Raw genomic sequence first — 25699 nt, 5'->3', positions numbered from 1 at the left:
CATGCGCAACAGGGGGTTAGCCACGCTGTGAAGAGTCCGGCGAACCGGTCGGGAGTGCATAGCGTCAGCCCGCTCAGCCGCATGCGCTACCAACTCGGTGGCGCATTGCTGGTCGCAGGCCTGCTGCCCTACGCCTGGCAGCTCGCGCTCGAGGGCACGTGGCGCTCGGACAATCCGGGCCTCTTGTGGACGCTGACGGCGGTGCTGGTGGCGATCGTGTCCGGCTTCTACGCCCTGCGCGCGATCAGTGCCTATCCGGGCGTGAAGGCCGGCATCTTCGTGATCCCGGCGTTTCTGGCAAGCTACGCCTTCGTCTTCACGCTGCTGGTGCTGACGCGCATCGATTACGTCCGGCCCGTGCTGTTCTTCAGCGTGCTCGCCTGCGTCGGGTGGTTCCTGACGATCCACGCCTCGGTCAGCCGGGCGCGGCGGATGACCATCGCCATCGCCCCGTTTGGCGACGTCGGTGACCTGCGCGAGCTGGACGGGGTCGAATGGCTCTGGCTGACCACGCCGTCCTTGCCCGACCGGCCGATCGACGGCGTTGTCGCCGACCTGCGCGCCGACATGCCCGACGAATGGGAACGGATGCTGGCCGAACAGACGCTGGCGGGCACGATGGTCTATCACGTGAAGCAGCTGCGCGAGGCGCTGTCAGGGCGCGTGCTGATCGATCACCTGAGCGAAAACACCTTCGGGTCGCTGATGCCGGTTGCGGCCTATGTCGGGATCAAGCGCGTGCTCGACACGCTGGTGGCGCTGGCGCTGCTGCCACTGTTCGCGATCGTGTTCGCGGTGCTGTACGTGGTCGTGAAGCTCGACAGCCCGGGGCCCTTCATCTTCCGCCAGCAGCGCGTCGGCTATCGTGGCCATCAGTTCACGATGTTCAAGATCCGCACGATGCGCGTGCCGTCTAGGGCCACCGATCTCACGCAGCGACGTGCGGCGGCGATCACCGCGGACGAGGATCCGCGGATCACCCGCATCGGTCGCTTCCTGCGCCGCATGCGGATCGACGAACTGCCGCAGATCGCGAACATCCTGCGCGGCGAGATGAGCTGGATCGGCCCGCGTCCGGAGGCGCACGCGCTGTCCGAATGGTACGCCCATGAAATCCCGTTCTATGCCTATCGCCACATCGTCCGGCCGGGCATCTCGGGCTGGGCGCAGGTGAACCAGGGCCATGTCGCCGAAGTGCACGAAGTGCACGAAAAGCTGCAGAACGATTTCTACTACATCAAATATTTCTCGCCGTGGCTCGACCTGCTGATCGTCGTGCGGACACTGGCGACGGTCCTGACGGGGTTTGGCGCGCGATGAACACCACCGATGCCGTGGATTGGCACACTTCGATCGCCGAGGACTTCGCCGCCGGCTATGACCGGTCGCCGCGATTCCGCGAGCGGCTGGCGGTGTGGCGCGGACTGATCGCGCGGCACGTGCACGGCGGCGACCGGGTGCTCGACGCGGGCTGCGGCGCGGGCACCTTCAGTTTCGAGGCTGCGGATCGCGGCGCTCGGGTCGAGGGGATCGACGGCAGCCCGGCGATGATCGCGCTGTGCCGCAAGCGCGCGGCGGCCAGCCCGCAGGCCGACGTGCGTTTCGACGTGGCGCTGCTCGAAACGCTGTCGACGCGGCCCGCAGGCAGCGTGGACGTCGTGATGAGCTCCAGCGTGCTCGAATATCTTCCCGATCTGGAGGGTGAGGTCGCGCGCCTGGCGCGGCTGCTGCCGGTCGGTGGGCGGCTGCTCCTGTCGCTGCCCAACGCCGCGTCGCGCTATCGGCGGATCGAACGCCTGGCGTTTCGCCTGACGCGCCGACCGCGATATTACGCGCACGTCCGCTCGCTTGCGACCGAAGCGGAGATGCGCGACATCTTCGCGCGCTGCGGGCTGGAGATGATCGAGACGACCGATTATGCCGTCCCACCGGGCCCTGCATGGCTGCGCCGCGCACTGGGGCTCGACCGCGGCGGGCAGATGCTGCTGGTCGCGGTGGGTCGGCGGGGGGTGGATGCAGATGCTACGGGTACGCCATGACGATTGAATCGATGCCGAACAGCCCCGGCGACGGGGTCGTCGATCCGACCGCTGCGTTGAACATGCCACGGAGCACGCGGTTCTATCCTGCGCTCGAGACATGCCGCGGCATTTGCGCTTTGATGGTCGCCGTCATGCACATCCCGTGGGACTGGTCGTTCCGGTCGGCCCCGCTCGTCCGGCACAGCTGGTTGTTCGTTGATTTCTTCTTCGTGCTATCGGGGTTCGTGATCGCCAACGCCTTCATCGAACGGATGCGGGATCGCGCCGCAGTCGCAACGTTCGCGAGACGCCGGTTTTTTCGCCTGTATCCGTTGCACATCGTCACCACGCTCGCCACGCTTGCCCTGATCGGCGTCAGGTACGTGATGGAACCGGCATCGACGATCGAGACGATGAAGATAAACGCGGACTGGTGGTGGCTTGCGGCATCAAACGTCTTCCTCGTGCACGCTTGGGGCGTGTCGGGCGATGCCGTTCTGAATACCGCGAGTTGGAGCATCAGCACCGAAGTTGCCGCCTACATTGCATTCGGGTTGATATGTTCGCTCGTGGCGACGCCGGGCCGCCGCGTCCTGGCTCATCTGGCGCTTGGCATCGCTTCGGCCGCGGTTCTCCTCCTCTTCCGCCACGACGTCGGACTGGGCGGGGATGTCACGCTGCGCGTCTTTCGCTGTACGTACAGCTTCGCTTTGGGGGTCGGCATCTGGTGGCTGGTGCGCAAGCGGGAGATCGGCGGCAAGGGGGAAGTTTCCAGTGCCGTCCAGGTGATGGCGTCGGCGGTTGTGATCGCAATGGTGATTGTCGTCGGCGGCTACGGTGTGTCCACGATGCTCATTCCGTTCGCATTTGCCGCCGCGATCCTGGCGCTGGCAGGCGGCCCCGACAGCTTTGTGTCGCGGTGCCTTTCGATCGGTCCCCTCCTATGGCTCGGAACATTATCCTACTCGGTGTACCTGACCCATGCCCTGGTTCAGACCGTGTTCGACGTTGCGCGCAAGCGGGCGATGGGATCGATCGACCTGACGACGGAAACCTGGATCGGCGACGCGCTGGTGTTGGTCAGCACGTTCGCCGTCCTGCTGGTATCGGCCGTCACGTATCGATGGATCGAGGCGCCCTGGCGCGACTTCGGCAAGACGCAGCGTCTGTCAGCGCGAGGCGATCTCGGGGTTGCGGCGGCTTCGTGAGGAAACGACGTGCTTGACGATCGGCGGCGAGGCGCGTCACCTTCCCGTCTGCAAATGCCAACGCTCGGTATTCCACAGTCCGAGCGCGGTTAGCCGGCCGGTTTCATACGCGCCGGTGTCGATGCCTATGCGGTTGGGCTGCGCATCGACCTCGGGGCTGATCGTATGGCCGTGAACGACGATGCCGCCATGCGGTTCGGCGTGGTCCAGAAAAGCGCCACGGATCCACCTCAGATCTTTAGGTTTCTGACGCGCCAGAGGGAGGCCCGGACGGATGCCCGCGTGGACGAACCAATAGTCCCCGATCGTCAAATAGTCGCATAAAGCGTGCAGAAACCGGATGTGATGTGCAGGCACGCGCGCTGACAGCGCGGCCATGATCTGCTCGGCAGTGCCCTGGTCGATAATGTCGGGTGGCAGGCCATAGCTGCGGAGCGTGGCATCGCCGCCATTGTCTATCCAGAAACGGATCCCGCTCGGATCGCCGTCCAGGACGTTCAGCATCAATTCTTCGTGGTTGCCGATGACGAAATCGGGCCGACTTTCGCGCCAGTCGTACGTCGCGCACAATTCCACGACTCCAGCGGAATCGGGGCCCCGGTCGATAAGGTCGCCGAGCAGGACGATGCGATGTTCGGAAGGATCGCGGAGGGCGACGTCGTCAGCAATGCGCCCGAGAAGCTCGGACAGCAGGTCGAGCCGTCCGTGGACGTCACCGATCGCATGTACGAGAACACCCTCCGGTACGCGCGCCGCGCTGGCATCGGCGGGAAGTTTGGCATCGACCTTTTGTCGGGAGCGGAAAAAGCGCATGCGGGGTCTGCGAGCAGGAGGGGAGCGGACGGATCGACGTCGCGTTCGCTCGGATGTCAGGCGGAGAAAGGCGTGTCTGGCGCGCGACCGCACCATTGTCTAGAGGCTCGGGGCAAACCCTGCGACGAAGGCGGCAGTGACCGGATGTATTTGAACGACCAACCGTCCCGGCAGCGATCGTATCGACGAGCGCCGATGGCACTCGCCGGGGCATTGCAGCCGAGCATAGTCGAACTGGCGCTCGTCGGGTTTGCCTGCCTTATTGCCCTCGTCGCTCTGTCCGATGGGCAGTTTGTTTCCCCGAACTGGAATTATGTCGTTTCGCCGATACTTTCCGTCGGATTGGCGACGGGGGTGGTGACGATGGTCTCACGCGACAGCGCCACGCTCTGGGCGCCGTTGATGTGGTGGCGTGTTGTGACCATCCTTTACACGGGCATCGGATCGATGTTGCCACTGCTCGCGTCGGCGGAAACGGTGGATTACGCCAACGGCTTCTTCAAGACTTATCCAGCCGACTCGCTCAAATACACGGCAGTCTGCGCGACCTTCAGTCTTGTTGTGCTTTCCACCCTCCGGATATCATGTGCGGTCGCCCAGTGGCGCGTGGGACGTCGTCCCACGTCCGGCGCAGTACCTTCCGAAGCCGCACGTTTCAGTATTCGCCCATGCGCACTGTCAATCCGTGATGCCGGTTTCGTAATTCTTCTGATCGGGATCCCGATCAAACTTGTCGTGAGCATTGTGCCTCTGCTGACGGGCGTCGACTCCAGTGCGCCCGTTATCATGGCGACCTTCGAGAATATCGCCAGCCTTGGTTACGCTCTGCTTGTTGCGCACTATGTCAGCATCGGTTCGCGTAAATATCTTTGGATCATATTACTCGTCGCGGCGGAAATTTTCATTGCGACACTGCAATTCAACAAGTCCAATGCGGTGTTTCCGGTGATTTTGATGTCGTTGGGATACATCTACGCCCGGCCGTCGTTCAGGGCGGCTGCCATTGCCGGCGCGACCGCTGCGGCGCTTTTCGTCTTCCTGCAGCCACTGACCGGCTACGGCCGGTCGATGGATTGGGAATTCACGGGCAATCGGCAGCCGCAGATATCGCGCAGCCTGTCCATCATCTCGACCTATCTGAGCGAGGACAAGGCCGCGGTCGAAGACAGCGACGTCAGTTTGAGTTGGGCGCGCATCGCCTATTTCCCGGCGGGTTCCTTTGCCATCAACCAGTATGACAATGGCGTCCCGGGCGATTCGTACAAGCTGATACTTATCACGCTCGTTCCGCGGGCGATTTGGCGGGAAAAGCCGGTGATCACGGAGATTGGCGCCAAGTTCAATTTCCTGGCCACCGGCAATGAGAACTCCCAGTCGAGCCCAGGCATACCCGCGGAGGCATATTGGAACGCCGGTTGGGTCGGCGTGCTGGCGGCGGCCGCCGGGTTCGGCCTCATCATGAGCTTCTGGTCGTTCTACAGCGTGGCGGTGATGACCTCTCGCGCGTGGCACCTCATGCCGGTGGTGTTGCTGGGGATCCGGTCGGGCACGCGCATCGACGGGTTGTTGGCGATCGACATCATCCCGGGCGCGGTGTTGTCGATCGTGCTGCACTACGGTCTGACGATCGCCAACGAGCTGATCATGCGACAGCGCATGACGGTCGCCGCGCGGGCCGCCGCCTGATGTGCGGTCTCGCCGGATATTTCGCGTATCGCGACGCCGCCGTAACGCCTGCGCGGGAGACGCTGGCTGCGGTGCGCGACCGGATGACGGCGCGCGGGCCGGACGGGGCGGGGCTGTGGGTCGCCGGTGACGCGCGGGTCGGGCTGGCGCATCGCCGGCTGTCGATCATCGACCTGTCCGACGCCGGCTTCCAGCCGATGCTCAGCCGCGACGGGCGCCATGCGATCGTCTTCAACGGCGAAATCTACAATTACGCCGCCCTCCAGGCCGAACTGGAGGCCGAGGGGCGGGTCTTCCGCGGGCATAGCGATACCGAGGTGCTGCTGGCGCTCTACGACCGCGACGGCGATGCGATGCTCGACCGGCTGCGCGGCATGTACGCGATCGCGCTGTGGGACATGGAGCGGCGGCGCCTGCTGCTCGCCCGCGATCCGTACGGAATCAAGCCGCTGTACATCGCCGACGTCGGCGGCTGCATCCGCTTCGCCTCGCAGGTGAAGGCATTGCTCGCCGATCCGGCGATCCCGCAGACGATCGATCCGGCTGGGCTGGTCGGGTTTCACATGACGGGGTCGGTGCCCGAGCCGTTCACGCTCTACCGCGCGATCAGCGCGGTGCCGGCGGGGCACAAGATCGTGGTCGACGCAGGCGGGGTCGGCCCTGCGGTGCCGCACGCGACCGTCGTCGACCGCATCGCCCGCGCGGAGCCACGCGCGTTCGATGCGGGCGCAGTGCAGGCGGCACTGGCGGACAGCGTCCGCGCGCATCTGGTCGCCGATGTCGAGGTCGGCATCTTCCTGTCCTCGGGCGTCGATTCGGGTGCCTTGCTCGGACTGATGCGCGATGCCGCCGATGCGCCCCCGATCGCTACGACGCTGCGGTTCGAGGAATTTGCCGGCCGCGACAACGACGAGACCCCGCTGGCCGCGGAGATCGCCCGCCTGTACGGCGCGCGCCACCACGTGCGCACGGTCACCGGCGCCGAGTTCGCTGCCGATATCGACGCGATCGGCGCGGCGATGGACCAGCCGAGTATCGACGGCATCAACAGCTGGTTCGTCAGCAAGGCGACGCGCGAGCTGGGGCTGAAGGTCGCGCTTTCGGGGCTGGGCGGCGACGAACTGCTCGCCGGATACAGCAGCTTCCGCACGATGCCGCAGACGCACCGCTACGCCGGGCCGCTGGCGCGGGTGCCGGGCCTCGGCCCGGTGGCACGCGCGGCACTGAAGCGGCTGGCACCGCGGCTGCTCGACCGCAATCCCAAGCTCGCCGGGCTGTTCGACCTGCCGGCCAGCTGGGCGGGCACGTACCTGCTGCGCCGCGCGGTGCTGCTGCCGTTCGAGCTCGACGCGGTGCTCGACCGCGACACCGTGGCCGAGGGGCTGGAGCGTCTGGACATCCTCGGGCTGATCGGACGGGCGGTGCCCGTGGGTGCGGGCAGCGACGTCGCGCGCGTCGCCTCGCTCGAATCCTCGCTGTACATGCGCAACCAGTTGCTGCGCGATTCGGACTGGGCGGGGATGGCTCACGGGCTCGAAATCCGGGTGCCGCTGGTCGATTACACGCTGCTGGGCCAGGTCGCGCCGATGATGGGCGCGATCACGCCGGGCCTGGGGAAGGCGACACTGGCGGCGGCGCCGTCGGTGCCGCTGCCCGACCATGTCGTCAACCGGCCCAAGACCGGCTTCTCCATTCCCGTCGCCTCGTGGCTGTCGAACAGCCAGTCGGCGCCCGACCGGCGCGATGCGCGGCAGTGGGCGCGGCATGTCGCGGGGCTCTTCGTCGGCGACGCCGCCGCGCCGATCGCTGCGTGAGCCGCTGCGCCGCCCATGCACATCCTGCTGCTGACGCATTACTACCCGCCTGAGGTGAACGCCCCGGCGTCGCGCTGTTCGGAAAACGCGCGGGCCTGGGTCGCGGCGGGACACCGCGTGACCGTCGTCACCTGTACCCCGAACCACCCCGCGGGCCGGCTCTTCCCCGGCTATGCCAACCGCCTGTTCCAGCGCGAGACGATCGACGGGGTCGAGGTGATCCGCGTGTGGACGTGGCTCGCCGCGAACGAGGGATTCCTGCCGCGCATCGCCGGCTATGTATCGTACCTGGTATCCGTCGTACTCCAGCGGTTCCGCATCCCCTGGGCCGACGTCGTCGTGTCGACCTCGCCGCAGTTTTTCGCCGGGCTGGCGGGGTGGGCGTTCAAATCGCGCCGGCGACCGTGGGTGCTGGAAATCCGCGACCTCTGGCCCGAAAGCATCATCGCGGTCGGCGCGATGCGACGCGGCTTCGCGATCCGCGTGCTGGAGCGGATCGAGGCGGCGGCCTACCGCGCCGCCGACCGGGTGGTCGTCGTTACCGACAGCTTCGTCGATCACGTCCGCGCGCGTCGTCCCGCCGGGCCGATCGACGTCATCAAGAACGGTGTCGACCTGACGCATTTCCGGCCGGCGACAGGCGATGCCGTCGCTGCCTTTCGCGCAGCACACGGCCTGACCGGCAAATTCGTCGCATCCTATGTCGGCACCCACGGGATGGCGCACGGACTCGACACGATCCTCGACGCGGCGGAGGTCCTGCGCGACCGTGCGGACATCGCGTTCCTGCTGGTCGGGGCGGGCGCGGAAAAGGCGCGGCTGGAGGCCGAGCGCGACCGCCGCGGCCTGACGAACGTGGTGATGCTGGGCCAGCAGCCCAAGGCCGCGATGCCGACCGTCTGGAGCGCGACCGACGCGGCGCTGGTGGTGCTTCGCGATTTCGACACGTTTCGCAGCGTAATCCCGTCGAAGATGTTCGAGGCGATGGCGCTGGCCAAGCCGATCGTGCTGGGCGTGGCGGGCGAGGCCGCGGCGCTGCTCGCGGCGGGCGATGCCGGTATCGCGATCCCGCCCGAGGACAGCGCGGCGTTGGCGGATGCCGTGCGCACGCTCTCCGACGATGCGGCGCTGGCCGCGCGGTTGGGCAGCAGCGGCAGCACGCATGTCGGCGCGGAATTCGATCGCTCGGTGCTCGCGGCACGGTATCTCGCGTTGCTGGAGGCCGCGGTCGCGGCGAAGGCATGAGCGCGCGCCGGCTGATCCGCGCCGCGCAATTCGCGCGGTACGTGCCCGTGTCGCAGCTGTTGTGGCGCGTCCGGCTGGCGGGGCAGCGGCGGCTGGGCATCGGCCTGCGTACCTCCGGAAAGCCCGCCCCACCCTTGGCGCCCGAACCGCCGCAGCCGGTATTTCCGCCGCGCACCGGCCTGATCGAGCGCGGGGAGGGCGGCTGGCGCTGCACCTTCGTCGGACGCAGTGTCGATGTCGGCGATCCTGTCGACTGGTCGCTGCCGTCGCGAGGCGCCGCCGATCAGCTGTGGCGCATGAACCTCCATTATTTCGAATATCTGGAGGCGCTCGACCGCGACGCGGGCCTTGACCTGATTCGCCAGTGGATCGCCACGCATCCCAGCGCCACGCGCGAGACGCTCGCCGATGCGTGGAACAGCTATGCGCTGTCGCTCCGGGTCGTGTGCTGGATGCAGTTCCTGGCGCGGACCGGCGGGGCGGGCGACGTGCGCGACGTCGTCGACGCCCTTGCCCGACAGATGCGGTTCCTGACCCGCAACCTCGAGCGTGATCTGGGCGGCAACCACCTGATGAAGAACATCAAGGCGCTGCTCTGGGCGTCGGCGGTGTTTTCAGGGGCCGAGGCGGGGGAGTGGCGCGCGCTCGGCACGCGCCTGTTGCGGCGCGAGCTGGCGACGCAGGTGCTGGGCGACGGGGTGCATTATGAACTGTCGCCCTCCTATCACGCGCAGGTGCTCGCCGATCTGATCGAGATCCGCCACGCCGCGGGAGAAGTGCTTCCGGGGCTCGGCGCGACGATCGCGGCGATGACGCGCGCGGCGGTCGACCTGGCGCATCCCGACGGGCGCGCGGCGCTGTTCAACGACGCCGGCCTGCACATGGCCTATCCCCCCGCGGCTTTTGCGGAGGCGGCGCCGCAGCCGGTCTTCGCCTACCGCGAAGCGGGCTATTACGGCGCCCACCTGCCGGCATGGTCGATCATCGCCGACATGGGGCGGATCGGTGCCGATTCGCTGCCCGCGCACGCCCACGGCGATATCGGTACGTTCGAGCTGTCGGTCGCGGGACTGCGCTTCGTGGTCGATCAGGGCGTCTTCGAATATGTCGCGGGTCCGCGGCGCAGCCTGTCGCGCGCCGCCCATGCCCATGCCGCGCTGGCGATCGCGGGGGCCGAGCAGGCCGATTTCTTTGGTGCCTTCCGTTGCGGGCGTCGCCCCGACGTAACCGTCACGCAGTGGCAACCGGGCGAGGCCGGCTTCGTGCTCGAGGGCACGCACGACGGCTACAGCCACCTGTCCGGGGCTCCGGTCGCCACCCGTCGCTTCGAGGTGTCGGCGGACGCGATCCGGATCACCGACCGCCTGAGCGCGCGCGTGGACGCCGCGGTGTCGGTCGGGCTGCTGCTTCACCCCGAATGCGTGGTTACGATATCGGACGGCATCGCCCTGGTACGGCGGGGCGACGCCGCCATCGCGGTTCAAGGCAGCGGCACCCTGTCGGACGCGCCCGCGACATGGTGGCCGGACATGGGCGTGGAGCACGCCACGCGCCGCCTTACCTTGACTTGGGCGGAGGGTTCGGATGAAGGCTGGCTGCAAATTCGGCCGCTGGCCGGCTGAGTGATCGGGGTACAGGCGTGAAACAGGTCGAACAGAATTATCGCAGCGGCGCGCTGCGCCTGATCGACGCGCCCGTGCCGCGCGCCGGCCGGGGTGCAAATCTGGTCGCGACGACCGTCTCGCTCATCAGCGCGGGCACCGAGAAGCAGATCATCGACCTCGCCCGATCGTCCCTGGCCGGCAAGGCGATGGCGCGGCCCGATCTCGTTCGCAAGACCTTGCAGAAGGTGAAGCAGGAAGGGCTGCTGCCGACCGCGCGCAAGGTGTTCGCAAAGCTCGATACGCCAATCCCGCTCGGTTATTCGACCGCGGGCCGGGTGGTGTCGGCGGGCAGCGACGGCGGCGGCTATGCCGTCGGCGACCGCGTCGCCTGCGCCGGTGCGGGCGTCGCCAACCACGCCGAATATAATGCCGTGCCCAAGAACCTGTCGGTGCGTATCCCCGACGGCGTCAGCGACGAGGATGCGAGCTTCGTGACGCTGGGCGCGATCGCGCTCCAGGGCGTGCGCGTGACGCAGCCGACGCTCGGCGAGCGCGTCGTGGTGATGGGGCTGGGCCTGATCGGGCAGCTGACGGTACAGCTGCTGAAGGCGAACGGCTGCCAAGTGCTGGGCTTCGATCCCAACCCGGCGCGCGCCACGCTCGCCGAGGCGATGGGCGCGGATCGCGCGGTGTCGGGCGGGCTGGAAGAGGCGGTCGCTGCCTTCACCCGCGGCGTCGGTGCCGATGCGGTCATCGTCACGGCTTCGTCCAAGTCGTCGGATCCGACCAACGTCGCCGGCGCGATCAGCCGCATGAAGGGCCGCGTCGTGCTGGTCGGCATGGTCGGCATGAACGTCGACCGCGAAGCCTATTACAAACGCGAGCTCGATCTGCGCCTGTCGATGTCCTACGGCCCGGGCCGCTACGACCCGAGCTACGAGCAGGCCGGCAACGATTATCCGATCGCCTATGTCCGCTGGACCGAACAGCGCAACATGGAGGCGTTCCTGGAGCTGATCGCCAGCGGGCGGGTGACTCCGTCGAAGCTGGTGACGCACCGCTTTCCCATCGCCGACGCCGAGACCGCCTATGCGATGATGGACGGCGACGAACCGTATCTGGCGATCCTGCTGACCTATCCCGAGGAGCCCGCCGCCATCGCGCGCGCGGTGCCGATGGCCGCGGCCGCCGCCGCGCCGGCGCCGACCGGCAAGGGATCGGCCTTCGTCGGTTTCGGCAATTACGCGAAGGCGGTGCTGCTGCCGGCGTTGAAGAAGGCAGGAGAGACGCGGCTGACTGCGGTCGTCACCTCGACCGGCATCTCCGCGCACAGCGCCGCCGAGGGCTCGGGGTTCGCCACCGCATCGACCGATCCGGCGACCGTGCTCGACGATCCCCAGACCGACTGCGTGTTCGTCGCCACTCGGCATGACAGCCATGCGCGTTTGACCATCGATGCGCTGAAGGCGGGCAAGCACGTCTTCGTCGAGAAGCCGCTGGCGATGACGCATGAGGAACTGGCCGAAGTCGCCGAGACCGCCGCGTCGGCGCCGGGCATCCTGACCGTCGGGTTCAACCGCCGGTTCGCGCCGATGGTGGTCGCCGCGCGCCAGGCACTCGCGGCATCGGGCGGGCCGCTGGTGATGCAGTATCGCATCAACGCCGGCCATGTGCCGGGCGACAGCTGGCTGCACGGGGCCGAGGGTGGCGGGCGCATCGTCGGCGAAGTCTGCCACTTCGTCGACACGCTGAGCGCGCTGTGCGGCGCCGACCCGGTGGCGGTGGAAGGGGTCAACCCGACCGGCATCGGCGACAGCCTGGCCGCGATCGTTCGCTTCGGCGACGGATCGGTCGGCACCATCCTCTACGCCTCGGTCGGCGATCCGTCGGTGCCCAAGGAGGCGATCGAGGCGTTCGGTACCGGCGTGGTCGTGCGCCTCGACGATTTCCGCAAGCTGCACGTCACGCGCGGCGGCAAGACCCAGACGACGTCGGCATCCGCGCAGGACAAGGGGCAGGCGGCGCTGGTCGGCGCGTTCCTCGCCGCAGCGCGCAGCGGCGCGGCGGCACCGATCGCGCTCGATACACTGATCGCGGTTTCGGCGGCCACTCTGGAGCTCGCCGGCGTCGGGCCCGACTGATGCGCCTCGATTCCGCGGCCAAGCCCTCGGTCACGGCGATCATCCTGTCGTTCAACGAGGAAGTGCACATCGAACGCTGCATCACGCGGCTCCAGCCGGTGTGCGAGCGGATCGTGGTGATCGACAGCTTCTCGATCGACCGCACGGTCGAGATTGCGCGCGGGCTGGGCGCGGAAGTCCTGCAAAACCCCTTCCGCGGCCATGCCGACCAGTTCGACTGGGGCATGCGCGCCGCGAAGGTGACGTCCGACTGGACGATGAAGATCGACTGCGACGAGTATCTGGAGGAGGGGCTGATCGCGCAGATCCGTCGCGATCTGGGCTCTCTGCCGGAGACCGTCACCGGATGCGATCTGAAGCTGAAGGTGATCTTCAAGGGCAAGTTCATCCGCTGGGGCGGCTATTACCGCACGGTCCTGACCCGGCTGTGGCGGACCGGCGTGGGGTCGGTCGAGAAACGCTGGATGGACGAGAAGATCGTCCTCGCGCACGGCGAGCGCCACCGGCTGAACGGGGGCGACCTGGTCGACGAGAGCCTGAAGGACATCGGCTGGTGGACCGCCAAGCATAACCATTATGCGACGCTGCAGATGATCGACTTCATCAATCTGGAGCATCGGATCTTCCCGCTGGACGAGCGGATGGCGGTCGACGCCAATGCCAACGCCCGGCGCAAACGCTTCTTTCGCAACATCCTGTATGCCGGGGCGCCGCTGTACCTGCGGGCGGTGCTGTATTTCGTCCAACGCTATTTCCTGCGTCTGGGCTTCCTCGATGGTCGCATGGGGTTCGTCTGGCATTTCATGCAGGGCTTCTGGTTCTTCATGCTGATGGACGCGAAGATCGACGAGGCACGGCGCCAGATCGCAGCGTACGGCACCGAGGGCTTCGGCGACTATCTGGAGCGGACCTATGGCATCCGTGATGCCGTTCCCGTCGCCTCGCCGGAGCAGGTAGCGTGAAGCCCCGCGTCCTGATCTGTGCTGGCAGCTATGTTCCGGGATTTGATTCCTCCGGCCCGAACCTCAGCCTGCGCGCGATGTGCGAAGCGTTGCGGGACGATTTCGATTTCAGCATCGCCGCCCGCGACCGACCGCTCGGCGCCGCCGCGTCGACCGTGGAGGCGGGCCGCTGGCACGACCTTGGATACGCCCGCTCGATCCACCTGCCCGCGCGCCGGATCGGTGTGTCGGGGCTGGGCAAGCTGCTCGCCGAGACGCCGCACGACGTTCTCGACCTGAACGGTTTCTTCGACCGGGACTTCACGATTCCGGCGCTTGTCCACCGCCGGTGGGCGGGCCGCAGCGGCGGTGTACTGCTGTCGCCACGCGGCGAATTTTCGGGCGGGGCGCTCGCGCTGAAATCGCCGCAGAAGCGGGCCTATCTGTTCGCGGCGCGTGCGCTCGGCCTGCTGCGCGGGGTGACGCTGCACGCCACCAGCGATGCCGAATTCGCCGACATCCGCGAAGCCTTGCCGGACAGCGACGTGCGGCTGGTCACGAACCTGCGGCCCATGTTCGATCTGCCGGATCATGCACCGCGTCCGCCGGGCACGCCCCTGCGCGTGGCGTTCCTCGGGCGCATCTCGCCGGTCAAGGGACTGGACGTCGCGTTGCGCGCGCTGGCCCGCGTCGTGCGGCCGGTCCGCTTCGAAATCTACGGCCCCGCGCAGGACATGGCCCATTGGGAAGGCTGCCAGCGGCTGATCGCGGCACTGCCAGGCCATATCGAGGCGGTGGCGATGGGGGAGATCGCCAACGCCGATGCCGCGCTGGCGATGGCGCGGCAGGACGTGCTGTTGCTGCCGTCGCGGTCGGAGAATTTCGGACACAGCATCTTCGAGGCGCTGGCCGCGGGCACGCCCGTCGTGATCGGGCAGAAGACCCCGTGGCGGGATCTGGCTGCGGTCCAGGCCGGGTGGGACGTGCCGCTCGATGACGTCGATGCGGTGGCCGCTGCCATCGACCGATTCGCGATCATGCCCGATGCCGAGCTTGCCGCGTGGCGGACCGGCGCACGACGCCGCGCGGAGGCGCACGTAGCGGGTAGCGATGCGCTGCCGAAGATGCGCGAACTGTTCAACGAACTCGCCGGCAAGAAGGCAAAGCGATGACCGACACCTCCGCGCTGTATGACGACTATCACGCCTGGAAAGGCTGGGGCACGGCCTTTGCCTGGACCGCCGAAGAAGGACGCTATTATGCGGCTGAATTCGCCGTGGATCCGACCGGCCTCGAGGTGCTCGAGATCGGGTTCGGGGCAGGCGAATTTCTCGGCTGGGCAAAGGATCAAGGCGCGCGCGTTAGCGGGATTGAGATCACCGCCGCGTCGATCGCCGCCGCGGAGAAGGCCGGCATCCCGCTGCTTGCAGCCGATTTCGAGCAACACAGTGCGCTGCGCGCCGAGTTCTATGACGCAGTCGTCGCCTTTGACGTGTTCGAACATCTTCCGCCCGCCGCCATACCTGCGAAGATCGCGGCGATCGCGCGTTCGCTCAAGCCCGGCGGGCGCCTCATCCTGCGCTATCCCAACGGCCAAAGCCCGTTCGGGCTCGATCCGCAGAACGGCGACGCGACCCACCTGATCGCCCTGTCTCGGGCCAAGATCGAACAATTCGCGAGCGGCACGGGATTACGAACGATACGCTATGGAGGGGTGGCGCGTGTGCGTTCTGGAAACGCCGCCCGCGATGCGGTGCGGACTGCGCGCCATATCGTGCGCCGGATGATCGAGGCGGTGGTCAGGTTCGCCTATGGTACCAGCGTCGAACTGGCGCCGGTGGCGGTTCACGTGTTGGCAAAGCAAGCCCCGAGTGCTTCCGCAGTCGTTCCCGAGCCGGGCAAGGAGTGATCGAGTGAGCCTATCCACTGCCCCCGGCGGCGACGAACGCCTGCGCTCTAAGCCAAAGAAGCGCTTGGCGATCATTGTTTCGCATCCGATTCAGCATTTCGTGTCGCTCTACCGCGCGCTCGCGGATTCACCGGACATCGTTGTCCGGGTATTTTACGCCAGTCGGATCGGTCTCGATCCTTATTTCGATGCCGAGATGAATGTCGAGCTGGCATGGAAGATGGATTTGTTGGCGGGCTACGACCACGTTTTCCTGGCCGGCGCGGAAAGAGTTAAGTCCATCGGCTTTTCCACGATTGATTCTCCCGGACTCGAAGACGCGCTGGACGCCTATGATCCGGACTCGGTGATGGTGTACGGCTACAATCAGCGTAACGCGTTGCGTGCCGCGGACTGGGGTCACCGTATGGGGCGCGCCGTCCTGATGATAAGCGACAGCGAATTGCTGCAACGACGCGCGTTCTGGCGTCGCGCAGTCAAGCGGCTGCTCGTGCCGCTGGCCTATCGTCGCATCGATGCTTTTTTATCCGTGGGTGATCGCAACGAAGCCTATTACCGCCACCACGGCGTTCCGGCATCGCGCATTTTCCGGTCTCCCTTCACTATCGACGAGGGGGCGTTCAAGCGCGCCGCCGCCGTCCGTGCGGAAGTGCGCGCCGCGTTGCGCAAGGATCTCGGACTCGAGCCTGACGCGATCATCGCTCTGTTCGTAGGCAAGCTGACCGAACGAAAGCGCCCGCAGGATCTGTTGCGGGCTGTGTCGGCACTCGCTGACGACGGTGTGACCGTCCACGCCGTCTTCGCAGGCAACGGCGCTTTGATGGAACCGATGCGGCAGGAGATCGAGGCGCTGGGTGCGCCGGGGCACCTGCTCGGATTCGTAAACGTGGATCGGCTTCCGGGCCTCTATGCGGCGTCGGACTTGCTCGTTCACCCGTCGGAAGCGGACCCCCATCCATTGGTTTGCTCCGAGGCGGCATGCGTCGGTCTGCCGGTCGTGCTGAGCGACAGGATCGGGGCCGAGGGGGCGACGGACATCGCGCGTTCTGGTGAAAACGCCTTGGTTTATCCTGTCGGCGACGTGCAGGCCCTGGCCGCCCATATCCGATCATTGGCCGAAGACGCCGACCTGCGCGCGGCGATGGGTCGGCGGGCGCTCGAGATATTTGGCGAGTTGGACCTGCACCGCAGCGTCGACGGCATCAGGCGCGCAATCGAAGCGGGACCGCGGCGTGGTCGCCGAGCATGACGGTTACGCGAGCCGTGATGGCGACGGAATTCTGGCATGGGGCTACGGGTCTGGGTCTCGCCAACGGCTTTCGCGACCTTGGATGGTTGGTCGAGCAGATCGACGTTCGTGATTTTCTGCCCCATGGCAGGGGAATTGTCAGCCGCATCGAAGCGCGTCTGCTGCAGAAATTTCATGTCGCGGACTATAATGCCGCGATTCTTCGCGCCGTGGAACGGTGCGGGGCTACCGTATTTATCACCGTTAAGGGTAGTTTCGTCACGGCTGGCACGCTTGCAAGTCTTCATGCGCGCGGTGTTCGCACCGTGAATTACTATCCCGATGTGGAATTCGAGCATGTCGGCACCGACCGTTCCGTTCTTTCGCGCTACGACCTGATCGTAACCACCAAAACCTATCACCTCGATTATCTGAAGGATTTGGTCGGATCGAACAGGCTGGCATTCGTGCACCACGGATACTCTCCGCTGGTCCACCGCCCCGTCTCTGTGCCTGCGGATGAGAACGATTACGAATACGATATAACGTACGTGGGAAATCCGTCGCCCTACAAGCTTGCTTGGCTAAGGCACGTCGTCGACGCATTTCCGGACCGAAGAATTGCGATCGTCGGATGGAATTGGGCGAACATTGCCAAAGGCCCGGCTTTCGAGCGCGCGATCATCGGACATGCGATCAGCGGCGATTTCTACGCCCATCTCGTCGGCGTGAGCCGCATCAACCTCGCGCTGCATTCCGGGCCGGTGCGTACGCCCGGATGGGAGGATGCAGTATCGACGAGAAGCTTCGAAATACCAGCATGCGGCGGGTTCATGTTGCATGTCGATAATGCTGAAGTGCGATCGCTTTACGATCCGGATAAGGAGATCGGGACGTTTTCCACACCGGGCGACCTTGTCGGGAACATCGACCGATTTCTCGCCGATGCCGATGATCGGCGGGCGGTTGCGGCTGCTGGTCATGCGAGAGCGGTGCCGGCCTATTCGCTCGATGCGCGCGCAACGGAGATCGCCAACGCCATTCAGCGGCTATGACGGTGGCGACGTCGCATCAGGACGGCGCAGCCGCCGACCAAGCATTGCGATGAGTGCACTGCGACGGCGCGCGTCAATACCGAACGCCGCGACCGCCACGGCGCCGGCAAGACCGCCTGCCAGTCCGCCGGTAACCAAGCGCAGGAGCGGCGGAGCCTCGATCATCCCGCCAAGATAAGCGGCGAAATACGTCATGCCGACGGCGGCCGCCGTCGCCAGTCCGGCGCGGATGGTCAGGAGCAGCATGGACCCCGGAACGCTTTTCCGCACGGCACGCGTCAATCCAATGCCGAGCGCGACGATTTCCGCCACGGCGAGCGCCACAAACATGCGCATTGCCGGATCCGCGATCGGCAGCGCAACGTACCCAGCGACCGACAGCAATGTCTGCACCACCCGCGACCAGGCGATCGGCCAAGGGTCGTTGATGGTCGACAGATAGGCTTGCGCCATCATGATCGATGGAAACAGCAACGGTGGCGCAATCGCGAACATCAGCATTAGGGGATCGAACAGGCTGCGGTGGCCCGACCAAAGGGCGAATACGATCTGGCCGAGCGCCATCAGGATAGCCGCCGGGATGGCGCCGAGCACGCCTAGCAGTACGACGGATTCACCGTAGGTCGATCCCACTCCGGCACGATCGCCAATCGCGAACCGCCTCGCGCTTTCCTGGCCGCATACCACCGAGAATGGTTGCAGAACGGCACGCATGACATTTGACAGCGTGCGCATGAGCGCGAATTGCGCAAGGCCGGTCGCTGTGCTGACCCCGCCCAGCAAAAAGATGGGTATGTAGGTCAAGGCCGTCGATGGGGCGCTTTGCAACCAGAAACCCAGCATCATGTGGGCTGCGCAGGGCCGTTCCTCAGGCGGGATCGCGCCGATGCCGAAGCGAAACTCCGGGAACCGGCGATTGTTGTCCAGGACGATCGTCAGCCCGTGCACAAGAATCGCTGCCCCGCATTGTGCCGCCGCGACCATTAGGAGCGGCGCACCGGCAAGGACGAAGATCGCCGTTACCAGCAAACGGGCGACGTCGCCCGCCAGCCACAGCAGCGATTGTCGGGCAAACTGCTCGTGCGCCCGATAGACCGACATCTGGATCGTCGTCGCGCTGCGCGCGAACGTCGCACCGGCGACCAGCGCAGCCGCAAGCCACAACGACGGCGAAACCTCGACGCCGCCCGTCCGCTGTGCATAGAAACCGAAGCCGATGATAACGGCCAGCAGGCCTGTGGCGCTGGCCCCTATCATCAGCAGGTTCCCCGCGCGCGCGACGGCACGTGCACGCGCGGCATCGCCGCGCTGGACGAGGAACAATACCCTGTTCGCCCAGTAGAGATTGACGCCGAAATCGAACAGGCCGACCAACCCGCCGGCGGCGAGCACCAGCGACCATTCGGCAAATCCCGATACGCCCCAAGCGCGGATCAGGAGGCCAGCGATCAGAATTCGATCGGCAATCTGGACGCCGAAGCCGAGCATCTGCACGGCCATTTCGCGACCGATACGGCCTGCGATCTTCATGCCTCGATCAGCCTCGCCATCGCGCCTCTGATACGCTTTCCGAAGGATTCGAGCGAGAAATGTGCGAGCCCCGCCGGCACGCTCTTCGGTTGCTCGATCGCGGTCAGGATCGCCTCGCGCAGCTGGTCGGAATCGTCTGGATCGACGACCTGCCCGATCAGACCGTCGCGCACGGCCTCGCGCGAACCGTCGCGGCTGCTGCCGATCGCCGGCACGCCGCAGGCCATCGCCTCGAGCAGGACGATGCCGAAACCTTCGCCTCGTCCGGGCAGTGCGAACACGTCGGCCAGGCGGTAGATATCGGCCTTGTCCGCTTCTTCTATGCTGCCGGTGAACACGACCTGGTCGGCGACGCCCAGCGCCAGCGCCTTGGCTTGCAGTCGCGGCAGGTCGCCGCCGCGACCGGCGACGAGATAGGTGAGGTCGGGGCGCATCCGCAACAGATCGGGCATCGCCTCGATCAACTCGTCGAAACCCTTGTAGCGTTCGGTCGGATCAAGCCGCCCGAAGCTGAGCACCACCGTGCGGTCGGCGAGACCGTATTTCTCGACGAGGTCGGCCCGGCGGGGCGCCATGCCGTAGGCCTCCAGGTGGATGGCGTTGTGGACGATCACGCAGCGCGCCGGATCGACAGGGCACCACGAGCGGAACCGGTCGAGCGTCACCTGGCTGACGCTGACGACCAAGTCGGCGCGGCTGGCGAAGAAGCGGGCGCGGGCCGACGCCGCGCGCGGCCAGGCGTCGATACCGTGGATCGCCAACGCCCACGGCGCGCGCGTCCACCGCGCGGCGAGCCAGGCAATGGGCGCGAGATTGATATGGCCGCACCAGATCGCGTCGAACCCGCGCCGATCCCGAAGATGCCGCCAGACGGTGGCGAGGAACGCGCGCTTGCCGGCGATGCCGCTCGTGTCGAAAGTCACCTTCGGCGGGACCGCGTCGTCGAACGGCGCGGCGATGCGCGGGATCGAGACGATCTCCGCGAGGCGCGGTTCCTCGGCCAGGGACTCGATCACGTCGCGGTTGTGGAGCGCGATACCGCCGTAGCCGCCATAGGCATCCGTCACCAGATGCAGCACGCGCAGGCCGGTTGGCGGCGCGGCGCGGGTGTCGTGCGCGCTCATCGATCAGGCGGGGACGTTGCTGACGTCCCAGTGCACCGATCGCGCGCCGATCGCATCGGCGACATCGGCGCGGACAAGCACATAGTTAGCCTCGAAATAGCGATCGAGTTCCGGATTCCATTCAGCAAACAAGGCGACCGCATCCGGCAGCACGCGCCCGACGCGGTAGCCGGTGCCGGCGACCAGCGTGAACACCTCGTGCAGGCTGCCGCGGTTGTGCAGCCAGCGGTGGTTGTATTCGAACTGCACCACGGCCGGCAGGCCGCGCGCGAGTAGGGGCGCCATCGCCCGAAGGATCGCGATGTCGTGACCCTCGGTATCGATCTTCATCAGGTCGATGTGGTCGATGCCTTTCTCGCCCACGATGGTTTCCAGAGCGGCCAGCCGTACAGTGATCGTGCGAGATCCCTGTACGGCGGGCCCGTCGAGGCTGTTGGTGCCCGCGGTCGGCCCGACCAGATGCATCTCGGTTTCACCATCTCGATCCGAGATCGCGACCGGATTGACCGTCGCGCGGTCGCCGCCGCCGACTGCCGCGATGGCATTGGTGGTTGCCGCGATCGCGTCCGGCACCGGCTCGAACACTTCGATGCGGCACGGCGCATTGCCGGCGGCGGCAAGCGCCGCGACGGTCCATTCGCCCAGGTTCGCCCCGATGTCGAAGGCGACGATCGGTCGATCGGGATGCTGCGCCCTCGCCGCGGCGAACACCCGGTGGATCAGATCGGCCTCGCCGTTGGTGGCGATGGCGTTCGCGGTCTCGTCCCGCGCCGCAAGATAGAGCGAGCGCCCGATACGCCAGGTCATGCGGCGACCAAGCAGGCCGAGGGCGAGTTTTGCGATCATGGCCGCCAGCGCATAGATGCGGCGCGCGATTATTCAAGCGGATTGGCAGTTGCGCGGGCACGCGACGATGGCGGTGGCGATCCTTGCGGCTTGCGTCAAAACCCCGTAATCGCCGCGACCCGGACTTTCCCGGCGTTCCTTCCAAAATTTTCAGCGGGCACCATGTCATTTCTGCGCCGGGCGTCCGATCGCCCCAGAACCTATTATGCGGCGATGGCGCTGCTGGTGGCCGCGGTCGTGTTCGGCGGCGCGTCGCGGTACGAGGTGCTGGGGTCGGTCGTGGTGCTGCTGACGGCGATCGCGGCGGGCGCCTACCTCGTGTGGATCACGCCCGCGGGGCGTCTGACGATCGAGCGGCCCGCCGCATGGCTGATCGCGGGGATGGTGGCATTGCCGCTGATCCAGCTGATCCCGCTGCCCTATGCGCTCTGGTCGCACCTGCCGGGCCGCGGCTTCGCCACCGACGTCTATGCCGCGATCGGCGTGCGCCCGTGGTTGCCGATCAGCATGGTGCCGCAGCGCACGGTCGCCGCCGCGCTGGCGCTCGTCGCACCGGTCGTCGCCTTCGTCGCGACGGCGCAGCTGGAGACGAAGGGCCGACGCAATCTGACCCTGGTCATCGTGACGCTCGCCGCGATCAGCGCGGTGATCGGCGTCGTGCAGATGGCGGGCGGAGCGGAAACGGCCTTCCGCTATTACGCGATCACCGCCGCCGATGCCGGCGTCGGCATGTTCGCCAACCCCAACCACCAGGGCCTGTTCCTGTCGATCGCGACGGTGCTGGCGATCGGGTGGCTGGGCGAGCAATTCCCGAGGCGCGGGCCGTTCCCGACCAACGCCTTCGTCCTGACGCTGGTGCTGCTGCTGCTGTTCGGCGGGGGCGTGGTGCTTGCCGGATCGCGCGCCGGGTTCGGCTTCTTCCTGCTGGCGGTCGTCGCGGGGGCGGCGACGCTGCCCTATGATCTGATCCAGGTTCCCGAAGCGCGGCGGCGGCGCGTGTTCGTCATCGCGGCGACTATCGCCGCCGCCTTCATCGCCGTCCTCGTCCTGCTCGCCAGCAATCCGGCGGTGCGCGCGCTGCTGGAATCCGAGTTCGCCGACGGCAGCGCTGGGCGCATCGGGTTGCTGCCCCGGTTCCTCCGGATCGCCGGAGACATGTTCCCGTTCGGCTCGGGCCTCGGCAGTTTCGACCCGGTGTACCGGACCTACGAAACGCTCGACACGATGACGATGAACTATCTGAATCAGGCGCATAACGAGCCCGCGCAGCTGCTGATCGAGGGTGGTCTGGCCGCCGCGATACTGATCGTCGCGCTGCTCGGCTGGGTGATCGTGCGGGGGCGGGCGGCCTGGTCGGGCGGGCTGGTGACGCCGGCGACGCTGCGCCTGCGCCGCGTCGCGGTGGTGGCGGTCGCGATGGTGCTCGCTCATTCGCTGGTCGATTATCCGCTGCGCACGGGGTCGATTTCGGTTGTGTTCGCGGTGCTGTGCGCGATCATGCTGCCCGCACCGGACCCCGAACGGACGCGCAGCCGCCGGAACTGATGTGTTGCGAGCCCGGGTGGTTGACCCTATGGCAGGCAACGAATGTCCGCCCCGCGTCGATGGGGCGGCGAACTATTTGTGGAAAAGGGGTGCGGCTGTGCGGAGTTTGGTGCTGCCTGCGTCGCTTGCGCTGGTATTGACGGGCTGCGGCGGCAGCAATTTCCGCCCGGAGCAGGCAGGTGCGGTCACCGCGGGTGAGACGCTGCCGGCGCCGCTGGTGTCGGACCTGCGCGAGGTCGGTGAATATCGCCTGGGGCCGACGGACAAGATCGCGATCCGCGTGTTCGGCGTGCCCGAACTCTCGGGGGACACCCAGATCGAGGCTGACGGCACCGTCGCGGTGTCGCTGATCGGCAACGTGCCCGCCAGCGGGGAGACCACCCAGTCGCTGGCGCGGACGATCCAGAACCGCCTGGGCGCGCGTTATCTGCGCGATCCGAACGTCACCGTCTCGATCATCGAGGCGCAGAGCCAGCGCGTGACGCTGGACGGCGCGGTGAAGACGCCGGGCCGTTATCCGATCGTCGGGCGGACCTCGCTGACCGAGGCGCTGGCGCTGGGGCAGGGGCTGTCCGACTATGGCAAGGCCAGCGAAGTCGTGGTGTTCCGCACCGTCGGCGGAAAGCGGTATGCGGCGCGGTTCGACCTGAAAGCCATTCGCGGCGGGCGGCTGGCCGACCCCGAAATCTACGGCAACGACATCGTCGTGGTCGGCACCGACGCGGTGCGCCTGGCGCTGCGCGACGTCGCTTCGGCGGCGCCGATCCTCGGCCTCTTCTACCTCATTCGCTGATCGATAGCGGGGACATATCCGATGACCGTCGACAACCCTGCGATCGATCCGGCGCAGGACACCGATCCCGTTCGCTATCTCGTGCAGCCGGAGGGCAGCGAGAATCCGCTGACCACGTACATGCTGATGCTGTATCGGCGGAAGTGGCTGATCCTCGGCTTCGCCGCCGCCGGCCTGCTCGCGGCGCTGCTCATCACGTTGAACGCCACGCGCCTGTACCGCGCGACCGCGTCGATCGAGATCCAGCGCGAGGCGGCCCGCGTCGTCGATCAGAAGGGCGTCGAGCCGCCGTCGTCGGTCGGCAGCATGGAATTCTACCAGACCCAATATGGTCTGCTGCGCAGCCGCGCGCTGGCCGAGCAGGTCGTGCGCAAGCTGCGGCTGTCGCAGAACACGACGCTTCTGTATGGCGGCAAGGCGCCCGACCAGCCGAGCGGTGCGGCGGCGCCGACCCGTAAGATGCTCGAGGAGCGTGCGATCGGTGCCGTTCAGGCGGGCCTTGTCGTCTCGCCGGTGCGCGGGTCGGGCCTGGTCGAAGTCAGCTTCTCCAGCGCCGATCCCCAGCTGTCGGCACAGGTCGCGAATGCCATCGCCGACGCCTTCATCGAATCGACGCTCGCGCGGCGCCTGGATGCCACGTCCTACGCCCGCGATTTCCTGGGGCGCCAGCTTGAGGCGCTGCGTGGCCGGCTTGAGGATTCCGAGCGCCGCGTGGTGGAATATGCCAACCGCGAAGGCCTCATCACCATCCAGACGCCGGGCAAGAGCGGCGAGAGCGCAGGCGAGCAGGATCTGGCCGCGATCGATCTCGCGGCGCTGAACACCGCGCTGGCCGAGGCGCGCGCCGACCGCATCGCCGCCGCCGCGCGTTCGACGGGGCAGGGCGCGCAGAGCGCGGCGCTTGCGAAGTCGCTCGCCGACCCGGCGATCGCGTCGCTGCGCCAGACGCGCGCCGACCTCGCATCGCAGCTTGCCAAGCTGCGCGTGCAGTTCAAATCCGACTATCCGCAGGTCCAGGCGACCGAGCGCCAGATCGCCGAGATCGACCGCCAGCTCGCGAGCCAGCAGGGCCTGGTGACCAGCTCGGTCGGCGCCGATTACCGCGCTGCGGTGGAACGTGAATCCGAACTCCAGGCGCGCGTCGATGCGTTGAAGGGCAACGTGCTCAACAACCGCTCGCGCTCGATCCAGTACAATATCCTGCAGCGCGAGGCTGATACCAACCGCGAGCAATATCAGGCGCTGCTCCAGCGATTCAAGGAAGTCGGCATCGCCGGTGGCGTCGGGGTGAATAACATCTCGATCGTCGACCGCGCGATGGTGCCGAGCGGCCCCTACACGCCGCGCCCGCTGGTCAACCTGCTGGTCGGACTGGCGCTTGGAACCGCGCTTGGTGCTGCCCTGGCGCTGCTACTCGCCCAGCTCGACGAGACCGTGGGCACGCCGCATGATCTCCAGTCGAAGGTCGGCTTGCCGCTGCTCGGCTCCGTGCCGCTGATGAGCAGTGATACCAACATCATCGACGAGCTGGACGATCGCCGATCGACGCTGGTGGAGGCGTATAACTCGGTCCAGACCAGCCTGCGCTTCTCGACCAGCCACGGCGTGCCGCGCACCCTCGTCATCACCTCGGCGCGTCCGGCGGAAGGCAAGACCACGACCAGCGTGGCGATCGCGCGAAACCTGGCGTTGCTGGGCACGCGCACGCTGCTGGTCGATGGCGACATGCGCAACCCGTCCATCCACCGCTCGCTGGGCCTGCCCAACAGCAAGGGGTTGAGCGATGCGCTGACCGGGGTCGAGAACCTGGGCGGCCTTATCCACCGCATGGAGGGATCGTCGCTCGCGGTGATGTCGTCGGGCCCGCTGCCGCCGAATCCGGCCGAGCTGCTGGCGGGGCGCCGTCTCGACGCGGTGCTTCAGGCGCTGGAGAAGGATTTCGACCACATCGTCATCGATGGTCCGCCAGTGCTCGGCCTCGCCGATTCGCCGCTGATCTCCAGCCATGTCGAGGCAACGGTGTTCGTGATCGCCGCCAACGAGACGCGGAGCAAGGCCGCGCGCATCGCCATCCGCCGTCTGCTCGACGCTCGCGGGCGTGTGCTTGGCGCCGTGCTGACGAAGTTCAACGCGCAGCAGATCGGCTATGATTACGGTTACAGCTATGAATATGGCGACCGCCGGCGGAACGCCTGA

General features: G+C 66.8%; 20 protein-coding genes. 16 read left to right on the top strand and 4 right to left on the bottom strand.

Annotation, left to right across the window (positions count from 1 at the left end; all coding sequences use genetic code 11):
* Positions 1 to 54: 54 nt before the first annotated feature.
* The 3 genes from M9980_RS07635 to M9980_RS07625 are packed head-to-tail and all read left to right on the top strand — an operon-like array spanning position 55 to position 3229.
* A complete protein-coding gene (locus tag M9980_RS07635; RefSeq protein WP_250748589.1) occupies positions 55 to 1320 on the top strand; it encodes a sugar transferase in 1266 nt (421 codons plus the stop codon).
* On the top strand, positions 1317 to 2039 hold the full coding sequence (locus M9980_RS07630; protein WP_250748574.1) for a class I SAM-dependent methyltransferase: 723 nt from the start codon (positions 1317 to 1319) through the stop codon (positions 2037 to 2039). Before M9980_RS07635 ends, M9980_RS07630 begins: the two co-directional genes overlap by 4 nt.
* On the top strand, positions 2036 to 3229 hold the full coding sequence (locus M9980_RS07625) for an acyltransferase family protein (protein ID WP_250748571.1): 1194 nt from the start codon (positions 2036 to 2038) through the stop codon (positions 3227 to 3229). The genes M9980_RS07630 and M9980_RS07625 overlap by 4 nt, the downstream gene beginning before the upstream one ends.
* Before the next feature lie 36 nt (positions 3230 to 3265).
* Here M9980_RS07625 and M9980_RS07620 read toward each other — a convergent pair whose 3' ends face one another.
* Complete coding sequence (locus M9980_RS07620) at positions 3266 to 4042, bottom strand: metallophosphoesterase (RefSeq protein WP_250748568.1); 777 nt, start codon at positions 4040 to 4042, stop codon at positions 3266 to 3268.
* 195 nt (positions 4043 to 4237) lie between these two features.
* On the opposite strand from M9980_RS07620, the gene M9980_RS07615 reads away from it, so the two are divergent.
* From M9980_RS07615 to M9980_RS07570, 10 genes are read left to right on the top strand one after another with little or no spacing between them, the layout of a single operon-like run.
* Positions 4238 to 5728: a hypothetical protein gene (locus M9980_RS07615; protein WP_250748566.1), complete on the top strand. Its 1491-nt coding sequence runs from the start codon at positions 4238 to 4240 to the stop codon at positions 5726 to 5728.
* Positions 5728 to 7542: an asparagine synthase (glutamine-hydrolyzing) gene (gene asnB / locus M9980_RS07610; RefSeq protein WP_250748564.1), complete on the top strand. Its 1815-nt coding sequence runs from the start codon at positions 5728 to 5730 to the stop codon at positions 7540 to 7542. The genes M9980_RS07615 and asnB overlap by 1 nt, the downstream gene beginning before the upstream one ends.
* A 15-nt stretch (positions 7543 to 7557) precedes the next feature.
* Positions 7558 to 8787 carry a glycosyltransferase family 4 protein gene (locus M9980_RS07605; protein WP_250748554.1) on the top strand — a complete coding sequence of 410 codons (1230 nt, stop codon included), beginning with the start codon at positions 7558 to 7560 and terminating at the stop codon, positions 8785 to 8787.
* Positions 8784 to 10409 (top strand): heparinase II/III family protein, encoded by a 1626-nt coding sequence (locus M9980_RS07600; RefSeq protein WP_250748551.1) that lies wholly within the window; start codon positions 8784 to 8786, stop codon positions 10407 to 10409. Before M9980_RS07605 ends, M9980_RS07600 begins: the two co-directional genes overlap by 4 nt.
* A 17-nt stretch (positions 10410 to 10426) precedes the next feature.
* A complete protein-coding gene (locus M9980_RS07595; protein WP_250748549.1) occupies positions 10427 to 12532 on the top strand; it encodes a bi-domain-containing oxidoreductase in 2106 nt (701 codons plus the stop codon).
* Positions 12532 to 13494 (top strand): glycosyltransferase family 2 protein, encoded by a 963-nt coding sequence (locus tag M9980_RS07590; protein ID WP_250748546.1) that lies wholly within the window; start codon positions 12532 to 12534, stop codon positions 13492 to 13494. The genes M9980_RS07595 and M9980_RS07590 overlap by 1 nt, the downstream gene beginning before the upstream one ends.
* Positions 13491 to 14645, top strand: coding sequence for a glycosyltransferase family 4 protein (locus M9980_RS07585; RefSeq protein WP_250748543.1), 1155 nt, complete (start codon positions 13491 to 13493; stop codon positions 14643 to 14645). Before M9980_RS07590 ends, M9980_RS07585 begins: the two co-directional genes overlap by 4 nt.
* Positions 14642 to 15382 carry a class I SAM-dependent methyltransferase gene (locus tag M9980_RS07580; protein WP_250748540.1) on the top strand — a complete coding sequence of 247 codons (741 nt, stop codon included), beginning with the start codon at positions 14642 to 14644 and terminating at the stop codon, positions 15380 to 15382. The genes M9980_RS07585 and M9980_RS07580 overlap by 4 nt, the downstream gene beginning before the upstream one ends.
* A 4-nt stretch (positions 15383 to 15386) precedes the next feature.
* On the top strand, positions 15387 to 16631 hold the full coding sequence (locus M9980_RS07575) for a glycosyltransferase family 4 protein (protein WP_250748537.1): 1245 nt from the start codon (positions 15387 to 15389) through the stop codon (positions 16629 to 16631).
* Between the two features lie 17 nt (positions 16632 to 16648).
* On the top strand, positions 16649 to 17665 hold the full coding sequence (locus M9980_RS07570; RefSeq protein ID WP_250748535.1) for a CgeB family protein: 1017 nt from the start codon (positions 16649 to 16651) through the stop codon (positions 17663 to 17665).
* On the opposite strand, the gene M9980_RS07565 is transcribed toward M9980_RS07570, so the two are convergent.
* The 3 genes from M9980_RS07565 to M9980_RS07555 are packed head-to-tail and all read right to left on the bottom strand — an operon-like array spanning position 17660 to position 21126.
* The gene (locus M9980_RS07565; RefSeq protein WP_250748532.1) at positions 17660 to 19195 is read right to left on the bottom strand and encodes an MATE family efflux transporter; all 1536 of its coding nucleotides are present in this window, start codon (positions 19193 to 19195) and stop codon (positions 17660 to 17662) included. The two genes, M9980_RS07570 and M9980_RS07565, sit on opposite strands and share 6 nt — an antisense overlap.
* The gene (locus M9980_RS07560; protein WP_250748529.1) at positions 19192 to 20319 is read right to left on the bottom strand and encodes a glycosyltransferase family 4 protein; all 1128 of its coding nucleotides are present in this window, start codon (positions 20317 to 20319) and stop codon (positions 19192 to 19194) included. The genes M9980_RS07565 and M9980_RS07560 overlap by 4 nt, the downstream gene beginning before the upstream one ends.
* 3 nt (positions 20320 to 20322) lie before the next feature.
* Positions 20323 to 21126 (bottom strand): FkbM family methyltransferase, encoded by an 804-nt coding sequence (locus tag M9980_RS07555; RefSeq protein ID WP_250748526.1) that lies wholly within the window; start codon positions 21124 to 21126, stop codon positions 20323 to 20325.
* A gap of 201 nt (positions 21127 to 21327) precedes the next feature.
* Between M9980_RS07555 and M9980_RS07550 the strand changes: the two genes are divergently transcribed.
* The 3 genes from M9980_RS07550 (at position 21328) to M9980_RS07540 (ending at position 25699) form a co-directional block, all read left to right on the top strand.
* Positions 21328 to 22710, top strand: coding sequence for an O-antigen ligase family protein (locus M9980_RS07550; protein WP_250748523.1), 1383 nt, complete (start codon positions 21328 to 21330; stop codon positions 22708 to 22710).
* Between the two features lie 97 nt (positions 22711 to 22807).
* Positions 22808 to 23503 (top strand): polysaccharide biosynthesis/export family protein, encoded by a 696-nt coding sequence (locus M9980_RS07545; protein ID WP_250748509.1) that lies wholly within the window; start codon positions 22808 to 22810, stop codon positions 23501 to 23503.
* Between the two features lie 21 nt (positions 23504 to 23524).
* Entirely contained in the window at positions 23525 to 25699 is a 2175-nt protein-coding gene (locus M9980_RS07540) for a GumC family protein (protein ID WP_250748506.1), read from the top strand.

The sequence above is a fragment of the Sphingomonas donggukensis genome, assembly GCF_023674425.1.
Lineage (GTDB): Bacteria > Pseudomonadota > Alphaproteobacteria > Sphingomonadales > Sphingomonadaceae > Sphingomonas > Sphingomonas donggukensis.
The sequence above is the reverse complement of the archived record's forward strand: the minus strand, read 5'-3'. Positions and strand labels throughout refer to the sequence as shown.

Excerpts from the sequence above, each read along its gene's own strand:
- M9980_RS07570 (WP_250748535.1), top strand. The coding sequence starts at position 16,649 with ATGGCGACGGAATTCTGGCATGGGGCTACGGGTCTGGGTCTCGCCAAC.
- M9980_RS07580 (WP_250748540.1), top strand. The coding sequence starts at position 14,642 with ATGACCGACACCTCCGCGCTGTATGACGACTATCACGCCTGGAAAGGC.
- M9980_RS07615 (WP_250748566.1), top strand. The coding sequence starts at position 4,238 with ATGGCACTCGCCGGGGCATTGCAGCCGAGCATAGTCGAACTGGCGCTC.
- M9980_RS07540 (WP_250748506.1), top strand. The coding sequence starts at position 23,525 with ATGACCGTCGACAACCCTGCGATCGATCCGGCGCAGGACACCGATCCC.
- M9980_RS07560 (WP_250748529.1), bottom strand. The coding sequence starts at position 20,319 with ATGAGCGCGCACGACACCCGCGCCGCGCCGCCAACCGGCCTGCGCGTG.
- asnB (WP_250748564.1), top strand. The coding sequence starts at position 5,728 with ATGTGCGGTCTCGCCGGATATTTCGCGTATCGCGACGCCGCCGTAACG.
- M9980_RS07590 (WP_250748546.1), top strand. The coding sequence starts at position 12,532 with ATGCGCCTCGATTCCGCGGCCAAGCCCTCGGTCACGGCGATCATCCTG.
- M9980_RS07565 (WP_250748532.1), bottom strand. The coding sequence starts at position 19,195 with ATGAAGATCGCAGGCCGTATCGGTCGCGAAATGGCCGTGCAGATGCTC.
- M9980_RS07550 (WP_250748523.1), top strand. The coding sequence starts at position 21,328 with ATGTCATTTCTGCGCCGGGCGTCCGATCGCCCCAGAACCTATTATGCG.
- M9980_RS07605 (WP_250748554.1), top strand. The coding sequence starts at position 7,558 with ATGCACATCCTGCTGCTGACGCATTACTACCCGCCTGAGGTGAACGCC.
- M9980_RS07600 (WP_250748551.1), top strand. The coding sequence starts at position 8,784 with ATGAGCGCGCGCCGGCTGATCCGCGCCGCGCAATTCGCGCGGTACGTG.
- M9980_RS07555 (WP_250748526.1), bottom strand. The coding sequence starts at position 21,126 with ATGACCTGGCGTATCGGGCGCTCGCTCTATCTTGCGGCGCGGGACGAG.
- M9980_RS07630 (WP_250748574.1), top strand. The coding sequence starts at position 1,317 with ATGAACACCACCGATGCCGTGGATTGGCACACTTCGATCGCCGAGGAC.
- M9980_RS07620 (WP_250748568.1), bottom strand. The coding sequence starts at position 4,042 with ATGCGCTTTTTCCGCTCCCGACAAAAGGTCGATGCCAAACTTCCCGCC.
- M9980_RS07625 (WP_250748571.1), top strand. The coding sequence starts at position 2,036 with ATGACGATTGAATCGATGCCGAACAGCCCCGGCGACGGGGTCGTCGAT.